Here is an 18,314-nt window from a genome sequence, read left to right on the forward strand (position 1 = left end):
GTCAACGTATTTCGTAATTCAAAGAGGTCATGTTAATCCCCAGCAGGGACTTACGCTGAGTTTGAATCAGCAGGTGCCGAAAGGCGCACCGGCACTTGACCATCGGATGATCCTGGCGCGCCTGGACGCACATCCGTCACGGAAGGGCAGCTCTTACGGAGCCGGTAGCCAGAACGCCAAGACAGACGCGGCAGTGACTTTCGTTGTTCTACACCGGTTTACCGTCTACACAACCGTTGATGAGCGTATGCCGAGAGGTACGCGTGATTCGCTTTGAAAGCGGGATGGACTCGGGAACATGCGGTTTCGAGTCGAGGAGCTGCGCGACGGCGGAAAGCCGCGCGCGAGCAAAGGCTCCGGCCGCCGTGGTCGTCAGACGATCCGGAGAGAGGCCGCGGCTGTCGACGGCGAACGTAGGTACCGCGACAGGCGGTCGAAAGTTGAGAAGCCGTCAGGGTACGGCGTACCGACCGTGACGATATTGGCGTGGGTGCCCACTTGGGTCACCGAACGTGTAACCCGTCCCGTGGTGTCACAGGTAGCAGCGGCGACATCGCCCCTGCCGGTTCAGCTGACGATCCCGCGATTCCTGGCAGCCCGGCACGACTCGGCCGGCGGCCTGCGTCGGAGCGGCCATCAGGACCTCCATGAATTGGCGGGTCAGTGCGCCGAGCACGCCGCGACGCGCGCCCGCTGGTCAAGCGACTACACCGATGTAGTGCGGCTAGCGTAGCTAGCTGGCGGCCGGCCCAGAACAGAGCTGCAGCGGCGGGTCATCCTCCTCGACGGTTTGCCGGTCGGGCAGCTACCGGAGCGACTGCCCATCGCAGCAATCCGGTGTAGTACGTCCAACGTAGCTATGTCGAGGAACGCACCGGCCGTGTTGCTAGCACCAATGCGGTAGCGCTGCAGTTGAATTGACGGTTCTTCGAGCCGTTCCTGCGCCCGGCAACGGGGATCGAAGACCTATCGTGCCCATATTTACGGCAAGCCGCAATGGCGAGATCACGCTACTGCCGAAAGCCGGCGCAACTGACGTGTACCGGATTGCATTCCCGCTGAGCTAAACCAGCCCCCTGCCGGGATCGCTTATTCCTCTTCGAGGGCTGCCAGTACTTCGTCGGACAGATCGACGTTGGTCCACACGTTCTGCACGTCGTCGTTGTCCTCAAGGGCGTCAACCAACTTCAACACCTTGCGGGCACCCTCGACATCGACCGGAACACTCACCGACGCCTGAAAACTGGCCTCCGCGGAGTCATAATCGATCCCAGCCTCCACCAACGCACTACGCACCGCCACCAGATCCCCCGGCTCCGAGATCACCTCGAAGCTCTCCCCCAAATCATTGACATCCTCAGCACCGGCATCCAACACCGCCGCCAACACGTCATCCTCAGTCAACCCATTCTTGTCCAAGGTGACCGTCCCCTTGCGACTGAACAGATACGCCACCGAACCCGGATCAGCCATCTGACCACCGTTACGCGTCATCGCCACCCGCACCTCACTAGCCGCACGATTGCGATTGTCGGTCAAACACTCGATCAACACCGCCACCCCATTGGGCCCATAACCCTCATAGGTGATCGTCTGGTAATCCGCCCCACCAGCTTCCTCACCAGCACCACGCTTACGCGCCCGCTCAATATTGTCGTTAGGCACCGAGTTCTTCTTCGCCTTCTGAATGGCGTCATACAACGTCGGATTACCCGACGGATCCCCACCACCAACCCGCGCCGCAACCTCAATATTCTTGATCAACCGCGCAAAATTCTTGCCACGACGAGCGTCAATGACAGCCTTCTTGTGCTTCGTGGTAGCCCACTTGGAATGGCCGCTCATCGGTTGCCCACCTCACTGTTGCGTCAAAACTTTGCGCGACGAGTCTACGTGTCAGTCCTGGTCGCGTGCCGGGGGCTGCTCGGGCGGGAAGAATCCCGGCGCCCATCGCTCGATCAGCGCGGCGTAGTCGACGTGCGCGTCCAGCTGCACCGCGACGCCCAGCAGACCGCCCAGCGTGCGCAACAACATGACGTAACCAGCGGGAATGGTCAGCCGGCGAGCCATCTTGAATCGGTCGGCGAAGCCTTCCGCCATCGGATCGGTGGTGACCAACGCAGACTTCTGGAACCACTTACGGGTGAAGTGGAACTCCCCCGAGCGCAGCGGGTCGATGTAGGGCCACAGCGGCTGGATGTACTCCACCAGCTGCTCGGCGCTCAGGTCATAGTCGGCCGGCATGAACCCGAGTTGCTTGAGCAGCCGGATCGCCTCGTCCCACTGCTCGTCCCGAGCCCAGCACAGCAGTTCGGCGAATCCCGGCGGGATGCCCTCGGGATGTTCGGCCACCGCGCCGAAGTCGATGACGCCCAGCCGACCGTCGGGCAGCATCATGAAGTTGCCCGGATGCGGGTCGGCATGCACCAGCCCGACCCGCGCCGGCGAGCTCAAGGTGAACTCCAGCAGCAGCGCGCACGCGGAGTCTCGCTCCTCCTTGGTGCCACTGTTGATGATCGCCGACAGTCGCCGGCCTTCGATCCACTCCGAGACGATGACTTTCGGCGCGCTGGCGATCACCGCCGGAACGAAGAACTTCGGGTCATCGGCATAGGCCTTGGCGAAGGCCCGCTGATTGTCGGCCTCCTGGCGGTATTCGAGTTCGGCTTCCAGGGTGTCGTTGATCTCCGTGACCAGCCGGTCCACGTCAGCGCCGGGAACGACCTGCTTGGCGACCCAGTTGAACCGCTGAATCAGCTTGAGGTCGGCGCGCAGCGCCTCGTCGGCGCCGGGATATTGGATCTTGACGGCGACCTCGCGGCCGTCCTTCCAGACCGCCCGGTGGACCTGCCCGATGCTCGCCGAGGCAGCGGGGGTGTCGTCGAAGGACGCGAAACGCTCGCGCCATTTGGTGCCAAGCTGGGCGTCGAGCACCCGGTGCACCTTGGCGGCAGGCAGGGGCGGGGCCTCGCTTTGGAGCTTGACCAACGCTTCGCGGAACGGCTCGGCGAACTGTGGAGGAATCGCGGCCTCCATCACCGACAGCGCCTGGCCAACCTTCATGGCGCCGCCCTTGAGCTCGCCGAGCACCTTGAACATCTCGTCGGCGGCCTTCTCCAGGAGCTCGGCGTTGACCTCGTCTTTGGTCTTGCCGGTCATCCGCTTACCCACACCGAGCGCTGCGCGGCCTGCAACTCCGGCCGGGAGGCTCGCCAGTTTTACTGCGCGACGAAATCCGCCCCGCGCGAGATCTGCCATGCGGACATCATGCCTGGCCGGTCTCCGCGGCGGTGTTCCCGGTCACCCAATTGGCGGTCAGCGACCGGTGCGACGGTCAGGCCCGCCCCGCGACGATGTCGACGAAGAGCCGGTGAATACGGCGGTCGCCGGTCACCTCCGGGTGAAACGAGGTGGCCAGCACGCAACCTTGCCGCACCGCAACAGGATGACCCGCCGCCTCGGCCAGCACCGCAACGCCCGGGCCGATCCGCTCGACCCAGGGTGCTCGGATGAACACCGCGTGTACCGGTTCGTCCAAGCCGTCGAAATCGACGTCACCCTCGAAAGAGTCGACCTGACGGCCGAAAGCGTTGCGCCGCACCGCCATATCGATACCGGACAAGGGAATTGCGGCACGCCCCTGCGCGCCGGCATCGAGGATCTCGCTGGCCAGCAGAATCATTCCCGCGCAGGAACCGTACGCCGGCATCCCGTCGGCCAGCCGCGCTCGCAGCGGATCCGCCAGCTCCAGCTCGCGCAGCAGATGACTGATCGTGGTCGACTCGCCGCCGGGAATCAGCAGCGCGTCGACCGCATCCAGCTCGGAGCGGCGGCGTACCGGCACCGGATCGGCACCGACAGCGCTCAGGGCGGCAAGGTGCTCACGGACGTCGCCCTGCAAGGCGAGGACGCCGATGTGCGCGCCGTTCACCGGTCGGTCGGCTGATATCCCGACGGATAGCGGGTCAGCCCCTCCTGCATGACGGCCGCCACCATGTCTCCAGATCGGTTGTAGATCTTGCCCTGGGTCAGCGCCCGGCCGGCACCCGCCGACGGCGACGACTGGTCATAGAGCAGCCATTCGTCGGCCCGAAACGGGCGCATGAACCACATCGCGTGGTCGAGCGACGCCACCTGCAAGACGTCCCGCTCACCTGGGTGGATCGCCCAGGAGGTGCCCAGCAGGGTCAGGTCGCTCATGTAGGCCAGCGCGCAGATGTGCAGCACCGGATCGTCGGGCAGCCGGTCGCGATGGCGGAACCAGACCTGCTGCTCGGCAACCTTGCCCGGCATGTGCGGCAGCTGTTCACGCGGCACCCGGCGCAGATCCCACTCGGCGAACGCCTTGAATCCCTCGTCGTCGAAGGCCTTCATCGCGGCGATGTCGGGCAGGTCTTTCGGGTCGGGTGCGTCGGGCATCACATCTTGGTGCTCGATGCCCTGCTGTTCGGTCTGGAACGACGCCGACATGTTGAAGATGGTTTCGCCGTGCTGGATGGCGTTGACACGCCGCGTACAGAACGAACCACCGTCGCGGACCCGCTCCACGGTGAACACCGTGGGCGCCTTGGCATCTCCGGGACGCAGAAAGTATCCGTGCAGCGAGTGGACCCGGTAGCGCGGCTCCACGGTACGCACCGCGGACACCAATGCCTGGCCGGCGACGTGTCCGCCGAAGGTGCGCTGGTTGTCCGCAGAGAGCGGGCTGAACACACTCCCGCGGTAGATGTTGACCTCGAGTTGTTCCAGATCGAGGATCTCTTCGATCGCCACCCTACGACCGGCTGCTCTTCGCGCGAGCGCTCATCGCCGTTGTCACCAGCCGCGTTCGGCAAGCCGGTGCGGTTGCGCGATGTCCTCCACGTTGATGCCGACCATCGCTTCGCCCAGCCCGCGCGATACCCGGGCCAACACGTCGGGGTCGTCGTAGAAGGTGGTGGCCTTGACGATGGCCGCTGCACGCGCGGCGGGGTCACCGGACTTGAAGATACCGGAGCCGACGAACACGCCTTCCGCGCCGAGCTGCATCATCATCGCGGCGTCCGCCGGGGTGGCGATGCCGCCCGCGGTGAACAGCGTCACCGGCAGCTTCCCGGCCCTGGCCACCTCTGCAACCAGCTCGTAAGGCGCCTGCAGTTCCTTTGCGGCGACGAACAATTCGTCTTCCGATAGCGACGTGAGCCGGCGAATCTCGCCGCCGATGGACCGCATGTGGGTGGTGGCGTTGGAGACGTCACCGGTGCCGGCCTCACCCTTGGAGCGAATCATGGCCGCACCCTCGGTGATCCGGCGCAGTGCCTCGCCCAGGTTGGTCGCCCCGCACACGAACGGCACGGTGTATTGCCACTTGTCGATGTGGTGGGTGTAGTCAGCCGGGGTCAGCACCTCGGACTCGTCGATGTAGTCCACCCCGAGGCTCTGCAGAATCTGCGCCTCGACGAAGTGCCCGATTCGTACTTTGGCCATCACCGGGATGGTGACCGCGGCGATGATGCCCTCGATCATGTCCGGGTCGCTCATCCGCGAAACCCCGCCCTGGGCACGGATGTCGGCGGGCACCCGCTCCAGTGCCATCACCGCGACGGCGCCGGCGGCCTCAGCGATGCGGGCCTGGTCGGGGGTGACGACGTCCATGATGACGCCGCCCTTGAGCATCTCGGCCATGCCGCGCTTTACTCGCGCAGTACCCGTTTGTCCGTCGGGTGCCGATCCGTTCTGCGCCGCGCTGTCCACTGAATGCTTCTCCTTGCTGGCCTGCGATACCCGCTCAGTGTAGTGGGCCGACGTCAGCCGTTTTCCCGCTCATTACCGCTACACCGTGAACACCGGCCCCGCCGGCGGCGGATCGGCGAGCAGCGCGGGCAATACGAACACCCGCACATACCGGCGGACCTGGTCGGCATCCTGAACACCGGGGATGAGATCCAGCAACAGGCCGAGTGCGGTCGAGAGCACGAACCGGGCCGCGTCGCGCGAGCGCAGACCGGGCCGCAGCCGCGCGGCGGCTTGGCGGAATCCCAGCTCGTAGAGCCCGGCTAGCAATTCGCCCAGCGTCGCCGACCGCGCGATCAACGCGGCGACATTGCCCTCGTCGGTGTGCTCGGAAATAACCCGGAGCAGTGGATCCTGGCCGACTTCGGTGGCCACGATGACCAGGGACTCTGTCACCAGCGTGCCGGGGTCCGTCGCTGGGTGCAGCCGGGCAGTGATCTCGGCGATCTTGCGTCCGGCCACCCGCACCACCAATGCGTCCAGCAGTTCATCACGGGTGGCGAAGTGGCGGTAGATCACCGCGCGGGTGTAGCCGGCTTCCCGTGCGATCACCTGCATCGTCGAAGCGCGGTAGCCGCGACGGGCGAAGGAGCGCTCTGCGGCGTCCAGCAGCAGCTCTCGGGCGTGCTCGGGAGGGTTGCCACCGCCGGGCGGTCGACCCCGCCGACGCACTGTCACGTCTCGCCCGATCGTCATATATGGACATTCCTACGCATATGTCTATTATTAACCTCACTGCATCCCCCGCGCGTTTCCGACGAAAGGCTCGTCGCATGACGGCAACGGTTATCGGCGTTCCCGAGCAACGAGACTGGCGGGCCGTGTTCGGCTCCTGGCGTCTGCTGGCCAATCCGGGCCGCAACGGCGGAGCCGCGTTCGACCTGATCGTCGGGCTGGCAGCTCCGATCCTGGCCCGCAGCTATCACCAGCTACGGTCCCATCCCAACGGCCGGCGCCTGTTCGCCGAGAAGCCGGATCTGTTGGCGCTGCTGGGCGACGACGACTATCTGGCCTCGTTGCCGGCGGGCACGCTCGGCCACGCCTACCGGTCGTTTCTGCGCACCAATCGCTTGGATGCCGGGGTGTTCGACGTGGACACCGTGATCCGGCCGATCGCCGAGCGTCGCGGCTGGGACGACGACTTCTTCTACATGATGCGACGCGGCACCGCCCTGCACGACATGTTCCACACCCTGGGCGGCTATGGCCCGGACATGGGCGGAGAGTTCGGCAATCTGGGTTTTCACTGCGGCCAGATGGAGCCGTCCGGAGCCCTGAAGACGCTGACGCTTGGGCTGCTCGGACCCATCATCCCGGCCTCGCCGCGGCGCAAGATCCGGTACTTCCGTGAGGCGGTCCGACGCGGCCAGCGCGCCGACAATCTGATGGCAGCCCCCTACGAGGAGTTGCTGGACCAGCCGATCACCGAGGTGCGGGAAGCGTTGGGCGTCATGCCGACACGCAGCGCGCACCCGGGCGGCCACATGTTCATCGGCTGGATGCCGCCGGGCATGAAACCGCCGACCCGCTGGGATTACGACGCAGAGATTCCTTGAGCGAGACTCCTTGAGCGCGAGCAGACGCGAAAGCGCCCAAAAACACGCAAATTAAGGGACTTTCACGTCTGCTCGCCGGGGAGTAGTCAGATGGTCAAGACCATCCGGTAGCGCGCCCGCCCCTCGGCCATGGCGGCGTAGGCCTCGGCGGCCTGGGCCAGCGGACGCTCCTCGACATGGGCCCGAACCCCGGACAGCACCGCGAAGGCCATGGTCTCCTCGATATCGCGGGCGGTGCCCGACGGGTGGCCGGTGACGCTGAGCCCGGGGGTGATCAGCTGTACGGGGGCGATCGGCAGTGGCTCGCCGGTGACCCCGATGATCACCAGTTCCCCGCGCGGCGCCAGCCCGCCGAGAGTGTCGGCCATCGCTCGCGAATTGGCCGCCGTGGCCAGCACCACCGACGCACCGCCCAGCGCGGCCATCGCCGCAGCGACGTCGCCGGCGGTCGAGTCGATGTAGTGGTGGGCACCGAGCGCAAGCGCGTCGGCTTTCTTGGCTGCTCCACGTGCGATCGCGATGGTCTCGAAGCCCATCGCCCGGGCGAACTGCACGCCCAGGTGCCCCAAACCACCCAGGCCGAGCACCGCGACCCGGTCCCCCGGACGTGCCCGGGTAGACCGCAGCGCGTGGTAGGTGGTGACACCGGCGCAGCCCATGGGCGCGGCCTCGACGAAGGACAGCCCGTCGGGGATTCGGGCCAACGCGTTGGCCGGAACCGTCACCGATTCGGCGTAACCTCCCGGGTAGTGCCAGCTGGGCACCGAGGCGTTGACGCAGTGAATGAAATCGCCTTTGCGGCAAGGAATGCAGTGGCTGCAGTGTCCGCCGAACCAGCCGACCGCGACCCGTTCGCCGAGCTGCCAATCCGTCACGCCCGACCCCAACTCGACGATCGTGCCGGCGATCTCGTGGCCCAGGGTCAACGGCCAGGTCATGGCGGGAAAGCCGCCGCTGACGAAGACATGGTCAGTGCCGCAGACGCCGCAGGCTGCGACGGCGATACGAACCTGGCCGGGGCCCGGCGGCGAGGTGTCGACATCGACCAGAGTCAGCGGCGCGTCGACAGCCGCTACGTGAACGGCCCGATGTGTTGGCATGGCGGCTCCCTGGGTAGCGAGGATGATTCGCCCGAGGCGTGTTCAGCCTAAGCCGCGCACGTCAGGAAATCCGGCGAAGACTCCCATCGGCTCCGGCGCCGCCGTCGGCCGAGCGAGCCGCCTCAGCCAGACGATCGCCCAGTTGTAGCGGGTAGACCTTCTGGCCGCCGGCGGCCAGCGCCGCGATCTCCGCGGCATCGCACCAGCGATGGCCGTGCAGGTAGCGCTGTTCCAGCCCGGTCCGGCCGGCCCCGGATGGCTCGAACCGCGCAGTGCGGTAGGCGAAGAAGAACTCCTGGCTGTCGAGGCGCTCGCCGTTGAACTCGAACACGGCGTCGCGGCGCCAGATCGGCCCGACCAGCTCACCGGGTTCGACCCGCAGACCGGTCTCCTCGGCCAGTTCGCGGGCCGCCGCCTCGGCGAGCGGCTCGTCGGGCAACACCTGCCCGCCGACGGTGAACCACCACCGTGGCGCCGGCTTGGCCGCATCATCAGGCAGAGCCGGATCGTGACCGCACAGCAACAGCACCGATCCGCCTTCATCGAGCAGCACCACCCGCGCCGAGACGCGCGGATCCAGCACGCTGCGACCCCCATGGGCGACCACGTCTGCCCGCTCCACGATCTCGAAATACGTTGGCATCGGCGCTGTTCCACCCAGGTGCAGAACTCGGACCAAGGGCCGTTCACGCAGTGCCACCGTGTCACGGACCGCGTCGTTGTGGAACCGGCGGGCCAACAGCACGCGCGCTTCGGCGTCTGCCAACTCGGCGACCATCACATGCGGCAACGACTGGGCGTCGACCATCGCCAGCTCCGCCGACAGCGCGTTCTCCGCGGCCTCCCGCGCGTGGCGTGGCGCCCGCTCGGCGACATCGGCCACGGCAGCCAGTCGCCGACCGGCCACCTGGTCCCCGTAGGCGTCGATCGCGACGGCCCGGGCCACCACCGCGCGGCGCGCCAGCGCCCCGTCCAATGCCTGCCAGGACATGTCGCAGCGCACATGCAGCCGGTTAAGCCGGTTGGCGGTCTGGTATGCCCAGGCCACCGCGGCGGCCAGTACCGCCACCGCGACCAGCACCAGTACGGTCGCCACGATGGTCAGCTCCATCAGTCGCCCACCGTCACCTTGCTGCCGACCCCGGCGACCGTCTCGTAGACCCGGATGATCTGATCGGCGACCACCGGCCAGTCGAAGCGGCGCACCGCCTCGGCCCCGGCCGCCACATACGACGCCCGCAGCGCATCATCGTCGAGCACTTCGATCAAGGCGGCGGCCAGTGCGTCGGAGTCGTCGACCGGAACCAGCCGGCCCGCTTCGCCGTCGCCCAGCACCCGGCGAAAGGCGTCCAGGTCGCTGGCGACCACCGCAGTCCCGGCGGCCATCGCCTCGGCCAGCACGATCCCGAAGCTCTCCCCGCCGGTGTTGGGAGCGCAGTACACATCGGCGCTGCGCAGGGCTGAGGCCTTCTCTGCGTCGTCAACCTGACCCAAGAAGCGCAGGTGGCTCGCCAATTTTCCTGCGCTGCGGCGCAATTCGTCCTCATCGCCTCGCCCGACGATCAACACCTGCACGTCGGCGTGTCGCTCGACCAGCGCCGGCAGTGCCCCCAGCAGCACCGCCATCCCCTTGCGTGGTTCGTCGTAGCGGCCCAGAAACAAGACCGTACGGCTCGTGCGCCCCGCTCGCGGATAACCCGGCAGGGGCTGCGCCGTGGCGAACGCAGCCACGTCGACCCCGTTGGGGATCTCCACTGCGTCAGAGCCCAGGGCCTCCATCTGCCAACGCCGGGCCAGGTCGGAAACCGCGATGCGGCCGATGATCTTCTCGTGCATCGGCCGCAGCAGGCCCTGGACCACACTCAGCGTCAGCGATTTGGTCGTCGAGGTGTGAAAGGTCGCCACGATCGGGCCCTCGGCCACATTCAGCGCCAGCATCGACAGGCTGGGGGCGTTCGGCTCGTGCAAATGCAGCACATCGAAGTCGCCCTTGGCCAACCACTTCTTGACTTTCCGGTGCGCCGCGGGGCTGAACTGCAGCCGGGCCACCGAGCCGTTGTAGGGGATCGCGACGGCCTTGCCGGCCGACACCACGTAGTCGGGCAGCACGACATCCGGTGACGCCGGTGCCAGCACGCTGACGTGATGTCCGCGAGCGCGCAGCACCTCCGCCAGCTGCAGCACATGAGCCTGCACCCCGCCCGGTACATCGAACGAGTAGGGGCAGACCATGCCGATCCGCATCAGGTCTCCCCCAAGCGCGCCCGTCGCGATTCGGGAAGGTCGGCGATCCACTGCGGCTGCATCATGTGCCAGTCCTGCGGGTACTCCGCGATGCCCGCGGCGAACTTGTCGGCCAGCGCCTGGGTGATCAGGCCGACATCGCCGCTGCTGCAATCCAGCGGGGCTTGGATGTCGATGCCCCAGCCGGCACCGTCGAACCAGCAGTGCACCGGTAGCAGCGGTGCGCCGGTCTCGATCGCGAGTCTCGCCGATCCGGCGGGCATCCGCGTGACGTCGCCGAAGAAGTCGACCGCCACCCCGTTGCGGGTCAGGTCACGGTCAGCCATCAGGCACACCAGCCCGTTGCCGGTGAGGCGCTCGGCGAGGACCTCGAACGGCGGCCGGGCGCCACCGGACAACGGCAGCACCTCGAATCCCAGGCTCTCCCGGAATGCGAGGAACCGCCGGTAGAGCGATTCGGGTTTGAGCCGCTCGGCGACTGTGGTGAATCCGCCGTGGGTCTGGGCCAGCCATACCCCGGCCATGTCCCAATTGCCGCTGTGCGGCAACGCCAGCACCGCCCCGCGGCCGGCCGCCAACGCCGCGGTGACGTGGTCGCGACCCCGCACCGTTTCGTGCAGCTGCGCTGCCAGCGCCGCGTGGTCCATGGTGGGCAGGCGAAACGCCTCGCGCCAGTACCGGGCATAGGACGCCAGTGAGGCTCGCATCAGCTCCGCCGGCACTTCCTGTGGCGCCACCCCGACGACACGGGCCAGGTTCCTGCGCAGCTGCTCGGGTCCCCCACCGCGCGAGGCGAACAGGGCGCCTGCGTCGAACGCGTTGCGGGCGACGAATTCCGGCATCGCGCGCACCAGCATCCAGCCCGCCGCGAATCCGGCGTCGGTGGCCCAGGCATCCAGCTGACTGAGCCCGGGAACTCGCAGGCCGCTCGGGATGAATGTCACGGTCCCGTGGTTTCCTCACCGTCGGAGCCGTCGGGGCCGTCGGACCCCTGCGGCAACGGCTCCACTGCACCCGGCGAGGTCCGGACGGTGTGCAGCCGCTGAGCGCAGGTGATCAGGCTGGCCACCGCCAGCAACCACATCGCCACCGGCAACGCCCACGGCAGCGGGAAGACCGGCAGGCCGGACAATCCGGCACCCACCAACACGATGATCAGCCGTTCGGGCCGCTCGATGTAGCCGCCGTCGCCGCGCAGTCCGCTGGCCGCCGCGCGGGCCTTGATATAGGAGATCACCTGCGAGGTGACCAGGCAGATCAGGGTGGCCACCACCAGCGGCGGGTCGTCCAGACCGAACGCCGCCCACCAGGCCAGCCCGCAGAACACCGCGCCGTCACTGATCCGGTCGCAGGTCGCATCCAGGACGGCGCCGAACGCGCTACCGCCGCCGCTTTGCCGCGCCATGGCCCCATCGACCATGTCGAAATGCACGAAGAACCAGACGATCAGGGTGCCGGCGAACAGCTGACCTGTCGGGAACAGTGTCAGCGCCGCCAGCACCGCGCCGGCAGTGCCGATCATCGTGACGATGTCGGCGGTGAGTCCGGCTCGCAACAGCACGCGCGCCACTGGCGTGGTGATGCCGGCGAACGTCGCCCGCGACAGGAACGGCAATCTGCTCATTACTGTTTGGCCCACTCGTCGGCGAGCAGCCGGCGGGTGTCGCGCAGCAGTTGCGGGATCACTTTGGAGCCGCCGACGATCGTGATGAAGTTCGCGTCACCGCCCCAGCGCGGCACCACGTGTACGTGCAGGTGCTCGGCGAGCGACCCGCCGGCCGACTCGCCGAGGTTCATCCCGACATTGAATCCGTGTGGGCGTGACACGGCCTTGATGACGCGGATCGCCTTCTGGATGAACGCCATCAGCTCGCTGCCCTCGTCGTCGGTGAGGTCTTCGAACTCCGAGAACCGCCGGTAAGGCACCACCATCAGATGGCCCGGGTTGTACGGGTAGAGATTGAGCACCGCATACACGTGCTCACCGCGCGCCACCACCAGCCCGTCCTCATCGGAGAGCGTGGGGATGTCGGTGAACGGCTGGGTGGATCGCGCCGACCCGGAATCGTCGCGCTTCAGCGGCGCCTCGGCCAGATAGGTCATCCGATACGGCGTCCACAGTCGCTCCAGCCGGTCGGGATCACCGGCGCCGGTGTCGACGATCGCCTCCTCGCCGGCCTGGTCGCTGCTCACTGCGCCTCACTCGCTTCGGGACCCGACTCGAGGCCCGCCTTGACCGTCTCCGCGGTCGGCACCGTGTTGGCGCGTGCAGCGATCCAGCCGGTGATGGCCGCTACCGCCTCGTCGCGCGGCACCCCGTTGATCTGCGTGCGATCGGCGAACCGGAAGCTCACCGCGCCCGCCTCGACATCGCGGTCGCCGGCCAGCAGCATGAACGGCACCTTCTGGTTGGTGTGGTTGACGATCTTCTTGGGCATCCGGTCGTCGCTGGCGTCGACCTCGACCCGCACTCCGTGGCGGCGCAGTTGCGCGGCGAGGTCGTCCAGGTAGGCAACGTGCTGGTCGGCGACCGGGATGCCGACCACCTGGACCGGCGCCAGCCAAGCCGGGAAGGCACCGGCGTAGTGCTCGGTCAGGACACCGAAGAAGCGCTCGATCGAACCGAACAACGCCCGGTGGATGAGCACGGGTCGCTGGCGAGTCCCGTCAGAGGCGGTGTACTCCAACTCGAAGCGGTCGGGCATGTTGAAGTCGAGCTGGATGGTCGACATCTGCCAGCTGCGACCGAGCGCGTCTTTGACCTGCACCGAGATCTTCGGTCCGTAGAAGGCGGCACCGCCCGGGTCAGGCACCAGGGTCAGCCCGGACTCCTCGGCGACCTCGCGCAGCGTGGCGGTCGCCTCCTCCCACACCTCGTCGGAGCCGACGTACTTCTCCGGGTCCTTGGTGGACAGCTCCAGGAAGTAGTCGTCCAGACCGTAGTCGGCAAGTAGGTCCAACACGAAGCGCAGCAACGAGGTCAGCTCGTCACGCATGCTCTCGCGGGTGCAGTAGATGTGCGCGTCGTCCTGAGTCATCCCGCGCACCCGGGTCAGACCGTGCACCACGCCGGAACGCTCGTAGCGGTAGACGCTGCCGAACTCGAAGAGCCGCAACGGAAGTTCCCGGTAGGAGCGCCCACGCGACCGGAAGATCAGGTGGTGCATCGGGCAGTTCATCGGCTTGAGGTAGTAGTCCTGGCCCGGCTTACGCAGTGCGCCGTCCTCGGCGAACTCCGCGTCGATGTGCATCGCCGGGTACATGCCCTCCCGGTACCACTCCAGGTGTCCGGAGGTTTCGTAGAGTTCGGACTTTGTGATGTGAGGGGTGTTGACGAACTGGTAGCCGGCCTCGATGTGCTTGCGCCTCGAGTACTCCTCCAGCTCGCGGCGAATGATTCCACCCTTGGGGTGGAAAACCGGTAGCCCCGAACCGATTTCGTCGGGGAAGCTGAACAGGTCCAGCTCGACCCCGAGCTTGCGGTGATCGCGGCGCAGCGCCTCCTCGATCAGTTCGAGGTGACTGTCCAGTGCCTCCTGCGATTCCCATGCGGTGCCGTAGACGCGCTGCAGGCTGGCATTGTTCTGGTCACCGCGCCAGTAGGCGGCCGAGGACCGGGTGAGCTTGAACGCCGGGATGAACCGGGTGGTCGGGATGTGCGGGCCGCGACACAGGTCACCCCAAACCCGTTCCCGGGTACGGGGATTCAGGTTGTCGTAGGCGGTGAGTTCGTCGCCGCCGACTTCCATGATGTCGCTGTCACCAGACTTGTCGTCGACCAGCTCGAGCTTGTAGGGCTCGCCGGCCAGCTCGGCGCGAGCGGCGTCCTTGGACTCATAGACGCGCCGCGAGAACAGCTGCCCGTCCTTGATGATGGCGCGCATCCGCTTCTCCAGCTTGGCCAGATCCTCGGGGGTGAACGCCTCGGGCACGTCGAAGTCGTAGTAGAAGCCGTCGGTGATCGGCGGGCCGATACCGAGTTTGGCGGCCGGAAACAGGTCTTGGACCGCCTGGGCCAGCACGTGGGCGCACGAGTGCCGGATCACGCTGCGGCCGTCGTCGGTGTCGGCGGCCACCGGGGTCACCTCGGCGTCGACCTCGGGAGTCCAACTCAGGTCGCGCAGTCGGCCCTCGGCGTCGCGCACCACCACAATCGCGTTGGGGGCTCCCCGGTCGGGCAGGCCCGCCGCGCGCACCGCCGCGGCCGCGGTTGTCCCGGCAGCCACCCGGATCGGGCTTGCCGGGGCGGGGATGGCGGGCGCGGTCATGGGCTGGTCTCCAGTGGGGCTGTCGGGCGGTCGAACGGGTCGCGACCATGCTATCGGGGCGGTCTGCGGCCAGCGGTCCTGGCCGTTACGACCCGCCAGGATCTCATCTGCGGGACTAGCGTCGACGGTTATGCAACTCGTCGACAATGCCGTCGTACGGCAAGCGGTCGCCGAGTTCGCTGCCGCACCCGGGCAACGTCGTTCGCTCGACGTGCTGCGCGCCTGCATGTGGGGGGAACTGCTTTTCGACATCACCGGGTCCGACGCGTTCCCCGGCGACCAGCCGTTCCGGCAGGGCTCGACTCTGCAGATCCGCGGTGGAACCGGACCTGACCATCGCCCGGCGCTGTTCGCGTTCACCAGGCAGTCGGAGATCAACCGCCTCCATCCGCCCGGCACCAACGTCCAATCGCTGGTCACGCCGGCCATCGGCGCGCTCGAGCAGGCCCAGCGGCACGGCGACTCCTGGCTGTACCTGGATCCGGCCGGTCCGACGTGTGCCCTCTCGGCGGCCGAGATCGATTTCGCCCTGCGCAATCCGCGAAATGAGCCGCTCAAGGTGGCGCTCGCCGCCCTGGCCGCGGGCCGAACTCAGCGCGGCGAGGTGCTAGAGCTGCTCCGCGCCGACGGACCGCTGCTGGTCGGCGCCGACGAGTCGGGCCCGGACGGGCCGGTGATGCGGGTGATCCGACACGCCGATGGCTCGGCGACTCTCCTGGGTTTCACCAGCGCGCCCGAGGTGCTGGCATTCACCCCATCCGACGCGGCCGCGTCGATGAACACCGCGGAGGTGTTGGAGATGATTCGTCAGCGGGGCTTCCGGGGGCTGATCATCGATCCCTGCGGCCCCTCGGTCTCTTTCGCGGCGACCGAACTATTCGACTGAACGCCTCATGGTTGGCCGGGTTTGAGCACCACGAACAACGCCTCGCCGTCGGTCAGTACGGTGTCGCCGTCGCACAGTCTGGTCTCGACGAAGATCTTGCGACCCTCCGTCCGGCTGATCCACGCCTCAACCTGCAGTTCTTTGTCGATCGGGACGATCTGGCGGTAGTTGAGGTGCAGGTAGGCCGTGCGTTGATAGGGCCCTCCGGTCAGCAGCCAGGACGCAGTTCCCAGCACCGAGTCGAACAGCAGCCCGATGGCCCCGCCGTGCGCCGCGCCGTTGCGTCCCAGGTGGAATCGCCGGAACCGCGCCCAGCCGCGCAACCGCCCGTCGTCGTCCTTCTTGAGCTTCATCGGCACTGCCAGCAGGTTGCCGCGCATCGGCAGGTCCAGCCGTCGCCCGGATGGTGAGGACCATTCGTCGGTGTCGAACGGGGCCAGTAGCGCGCACACCTCCTCCAGAGTGTCGGCGGCGCGGCTGATCACCTCGGCGGGGGCGTCGGCGGCGCGGGCGTGGTCCTGCAGGGCGCGCACGTTCTCCAGGAACCGGCCATAGTCCGGCCCGCCCTTGTCGGTGGGTTCGGGCGGGTTGAAGCCGCCGCCGGCGTGTGGGGCACTCACCCCCCTATTTAACGTTCCGGCAATTGGGGTGCCGGCAGCGCTCCCGCGATGGCATGGTGGGGCCGTGGACTTGAGCACGCTGCGTGGGTTGCCGCTCACCTACCCCGAAGTGGGCGCTACCGCCGCAACGCTGCCCGCCGGGTATCACCACCTCGACCTGACCGCGCCGATCGGTACGGGGCGCCGGCGTTTCGAGGAGGCCGGCGCCGCCGTGCTGCGCTGGGGCATGCTGCGCGGCGCTGGGCTGGGTGTGCGGGTGCACGCCGACAGCGACGTCGCCACGGTGGACGCGGTGGCGCGAGTACGGCTGGGCGTGCTGAGCGCGCCGTGCCGGGTGGTCTACGTGGTGAACGAGCCCGACCGGCGCGGCTTCGCCTACGGCACGCTGGCCGGGCATCCGGAATCCGGTGAGGAACTGTTCGCGGTGCGCTACGACCCGACCGATGAGACGGTGTACGCGCAGGTGCGGGCGTTCTCCCGGCCCGCCACCTGGTGGATCAAGGCAGCCGGTCCGATCGGGCGGTTGGCGCAGCGCACGATCGCCAAACGCTATCTGCGGGCGGTGTGAAAGATCAGCTCCAGCGCGCCAGCAGCCGCTGCGCCCCCGTGCACAACTCGTCGAGGACCACGGCCACTGGGCGGCTGTCGGTGAGCATGCCCACGCCCTGACCCGCATCGACCGGGGCGATGCGCTGATCGTCGGCGGCAATCGCGGCGGCCAGTTCCGCGCCCGCCTCGCGGTCGCCGGCCAGGTCATCCTCGCGGCCGATCCAGCGGCCGGTGAACTCGTTGCGCAGCACGCGTGACGGGAACCGCGCCGGCCAGTCCAGCCGCTGCCCCACGTCGAAGACACGGGTGGTGATCGTGTCGGTGCCGGCTGCCGCGATCAGGGTGCGACGGGCAGCCTCGCCGGTCAGGGCCTCCGGGCACGCCGAGAAGACCGTGCCCAGCCACGCCCCCGCCGCACCGGCAGCCAATACGGCAGCCAGGCTGCGCGGCCCGGCGATCCCGCCCGCGGCCAGCACCGGAACCTCGACGGTGTCCAGGACCGCGTCGAGCAGCGGCAGGGTGGCCAGCCGGATCTCCCCGTGGCCGCCGCCCTCGGCTCCGCGCGCCACCAGCAGGTCCAGCCCAGCGTCCTGGGCACGTCGGGCACTGTCGGCGTCATAGACCTGTGTGGCAGCCAGGACCCCGGCCGCGTGGGCGCGCTGCACCCAGGACAGATCGGCTCCGAAGCTGACCGAGAGCAGCGTCGGGCGGGCAGCCAGTGCGGCATCCAGCAGGTCCGGCTGATCGCGGATCACCCAGTCCACCAAACCGATCCCGAACCGCGGTGCGGCTCCGAGCGCGGCCAACTCGGTGGCCAGCGACGCCGCCGTGGCGGTGCTGCCCATCCCGATCATGCCCAGCCCGCCGGCCGCGCTGACGGCGGCGGCCAACCGGCCACCGGCCACCCCGCCCATCGGGGCATTGAGGATGGGCAACCGCAGACCGGCCCCCTGCGACCAGGGTGTGCTCAGCGGCACGCTCAGTGCGAGGCGCTCTTGGCGACGGTCAGCAGCACCACGGAGTCTTCCAGCGACTCCAGCGCGTGGCGGGTGCGCGGCAGCGTGACCAGGTCGCCTGCCGACCCCTCCCAGCTGTCGTCGCCGGCCGTCAGCCGCACCCGGCCGCGCAGCACCTGCAGGGTCGATTCCCCCGGGCTGTCGTGCTCGGCCAGCGACTGGCCGGCCTGCAGTGCGACCAGGGTTTGGCGCAGGTGATGCACCGAACCGCCGTAGACGGTGTGGGCCGCCCGACCGCTGTGATGCTGGGTGGCCTCGGCGAGCTTCTCGTCGGCCAGCACATTAAGCGAGGTCGATTCCATC

Annotated in this window: 19 protein-coding genes; 3 read left to right on the forward strand and 16 right to left on the reverse strand. The window is 67.9% G+C overall.

Annotated elements, in window-relative coordinates; translation table 11 throughout:
- Positions 1–1,089: 1,089 nt before the first annotated feature.
- The 6 genes from MJO54_RS13340 to MJO54_RS13365 form a co-directional block, all read right to left on the reverse strand.
- On the reverse strand, positions 1,090–1,845 hold the full coding sequence (locus tag MJO54_RS13340) for a YebC/PmpR family DNA-binding transcriptional regulator (protein WP_105294362.1): 756 nt from the start codon (positions 1,843–1,845) through the stop codon (positions 1,090–1,092).
- A gap of 51 nt (positions 1,846–1,896) precedes the next feature.
- The gene (locus MJO54_RS13345) at positions 1,897–3,258 is read right to left on the reverse strand and encodes an ABC1 kinase family protein (protein ID WP_046283665.1); all 1,362 of its coding nucleotides are present in this window, start codon (positions 3,256–3,258) and stop codon (positions 1,897–1,899) included.
- Between the two features lie 76 nt (positions 3,259–3,334).
- On the reverse strand, positions 3,335–3,931 hold the full coding sequence (gene pdxT / locus MJO54_RS13350) for a pyridoxal 5'-phosphate synthase glutaminase subunit PdxT (RefSeq protein ID WP_240175022.1): 597 nt from the start codon (positions 3,929–3,931) through the stop codon (positions 3,335–3,337).
- Positions 3,928–4,773, reverse strand: coding sequence for an acyl-CoA thioesterase II (gene tesB, locus MJO54_RS13355; protein ID WP_046283663.1), 846 nt, complete (start codon positions 4,771–4,773; stop codon positions 3,928–3,930). Before tesB ends, pdxT begins: the two co-directional genes overlap by 4 nt.
- Positions 4,774–4,815: 42 nt before the next feature.
- Positions 4,816–5,733 (reverse strand): pyridoxal 5'-phosphate synthase lyase subunit PdxS, encoded by a 918-nt coding sequence (gene pdxS, locus MJO54_RS13360; protein ID WP_046283662.1) that lies wholly within the window; start codon positions 5,731–5,733, stop codon positions 4,816–4,818.
- A gap of 78 nt (positions 5,734–5,811) precedes the next feature.
- Complete coding sequence (locus MJO54_RS13365; protein ID WP_065152435.1) at positions 5,812–6,468, reverse strand: TetR/AcrR family transcriptional regulator; 657 nt, start codon at positions 6,466–6,468, stop codon at positions 5,812–5,814.
- Positions 6,469–6,545: 77 nt separating this feature from the next.
- On the opposite strand from MJO54_RS13365, the gene MJO54_RS13370 reads away from it, so the two are divergent.
- The gene (locus tag MJO54_RS13370; RefSeq protein WP_064891271.1) at positions 6,546–7,328 is read left to right on the forward strand and encodes a Coq4 family protein; all 783 of its coding nucleotides are present in this window, start codon (positions 6,546–6,548) and stop codon (positions 7,326–7,328) included.
- Positions 7,329–7,414: 86 nt separating this feature from the next.
- On the opposite strand, the gene MJO54_RS13375 is transcribed toward MJO54_RS13370, so the two are convergent.
- The 7 genes from MJO54_RS13375 to thrS all read right to left on the reverse strand — a co-directional run bounded on the left by MJO54_RS13375 (position 7,415) and on the right by thrS (position 14,940).
- Positions 7,415–8,428 (reverse strand): alcohol dehydrogenase catalytic domain-containing protein, encoded by a 1,014-nt coding sequence (locus MJO54_RS13375; RefSeq protein ID WP_240175023.1) that lies wholly within the window; start codon positions 8,426–8,428, stop codon positions 7,415–7,417.
- Between the two features lie 61 nt (positions 8,429–8,489).
- A complete protein-coding gene (locus MJO54_RS13380) occupies positions 8,490–9,539 on the reverse strand; it encodes an NUDIX hydrolase (protein ID WP_240175024.1) in 1,050 nt (349 codons plus the stop codon).
- Positions 9,539–10,672, reverse strand: a complete 1,134-nt coding sequence (locus tag MJO54_RS13385) for a glycosyltransferase family 4 protein (protein WP_046283657.1) — start codon at positions 10,670–10,672, stop codon at positions 9,539–9,541. Before MJO54_RS13385 ends, MJO54_RS13380 begins: the two co-directional genes overlap by 1 nt.
- Entirely contained in the window at positions 10,672–11,616 is a 945-nt protein-coding gene (locus MJO54_RS13390; RefSeq protein ID WP_064891268.1) for a phosphatidylinositol mannoside acyltransferase, read from the reverse strand. Before MJO54_RS13390 ends, MJO54_RS13385 begins: the two co-directional genes overlap by 1 nt.
- Positions 11,613–12,296, reverse strand: coding sequence for a phosphatidylinositol phosphate synthase (gene pgsA / locus MJO54_RS13395; protein WP_240175025.1), 684 nt, complete (start codon positions 12,294–12,296; stop codon positions 11,613–11,615). Before pgsA ends, MJO54_RS13390 begins: the two co-directional genes overlap by 4 nt.
- A complete protein-coding gene (locus MJO54_RS13400) occupies positions 12,296–12,865 on the reverse strand; it encodes an ATP adenylyltransferase (protein ID WP_046283654.1) in 570 nt (189 codons plus the stop codon). The genes pgsA and MJO54_RS13400 overlap by 1 nt, the downstream gene beginning before the upstream one ends.
- Positions 12,862–14,940 carry a threonine--tRNA ligase gene (gene thrS, locus MJO54_RS13405; protein ID WP_046283653.1) on the reverse strand — a complete coding sequence of 693 codons (2,079 nt, stop codon included), beginning with the start codon at positions 14,938–14,940 and terminating at the stop codon, positions 12,862–12,864. Before thrS ends, MJO54_RS13400 begins: the two co-directional genes overlap by 4 nt.
- Positions 14,941–15,070: 130 nt before the next feature.
- On the opposite strand from thrS, the gene MJO54_RS13410 reads away from it, so the two are divergent.
- Entirely contained in the window at positions 15,071–15,826 is a 756-nt protein-coding gene (locus MJO54_RS13410; protein WP_046283652.1) for an SseB family protein, read from the forward strand.
- 5 nt (positions 15,827–15,831) lie between these two features.
- Here MJO54_RS13410 and MJO54_RS13415 read toward each other — a convergent pair whose 3' ends face one another.
- Positions 15,832–16,446 carry a PaaI family thioesterase gene (locus tag MJO54_RS13415; protein ID WP_046283651.1) on the reverse strand — a complete coding sequence of 205 codons (615 nt, stop codon included), beginning with the start codon at positions 16,444–16,446 and terminating at the stop codon, positions 15,832–15,834.
- A gap of 64 nt (positions 16,447–16,510) precedes the next feature.
- On the opposite strand from MJO54_RS13415, the gene MJO54_RS13420 reads away from it, so the two are divergent.
- Positions 16,511–17,014, forward strand: a complete 504-nt coding sequence (locus MJO54_RS13420; protein WP_065152434.1) for a DUF1990 domain-containing protein — start codon at positions 16,511–16,513, stop codon at positions 17,012–17,014.
- 4 nt (positions 17,015–17,018) lie between these two features.
- On the opposite strand, the gene MJO54_RS13425 is transcribed toward MJO54_RS13420, so the two are convergent.
- Positions 17,019–17,909, reverse strand: a complete 891-nt coding sequence (locus MJO54_RS13425) for an NAD(P)H-dependent flavin oxidoreductase (protein WP_065152442.1) — start codon at positions 17,907–17,909, stop codon at positions 17,019–17,021.
- Positions 17,910–17,974: 65 nt separating this feature from the next.
- Positions 17,975–18,313, reverse strand: coding sequence for a cupin domain-containing protein (locus MJO54_RS13430; RefSeq protein ID WP_046283649.1), 339 nt, complete (start codon positions 18,311–18,313; stop codon positions 17,975–17,977).
- Position 18,314: the final 1 nt, after the last annotated feature.

The organism is Mycolicibacter virginiensis, from assembly GCF_022374935.2.
Taxonomy (GTDB): domain Bacteria; phylum Actinomycetota; class Actinomycetes; order Mycobacteriales; family Mycobacteriaceae; genus Mycobacterium; species Mycobacterium virginiense.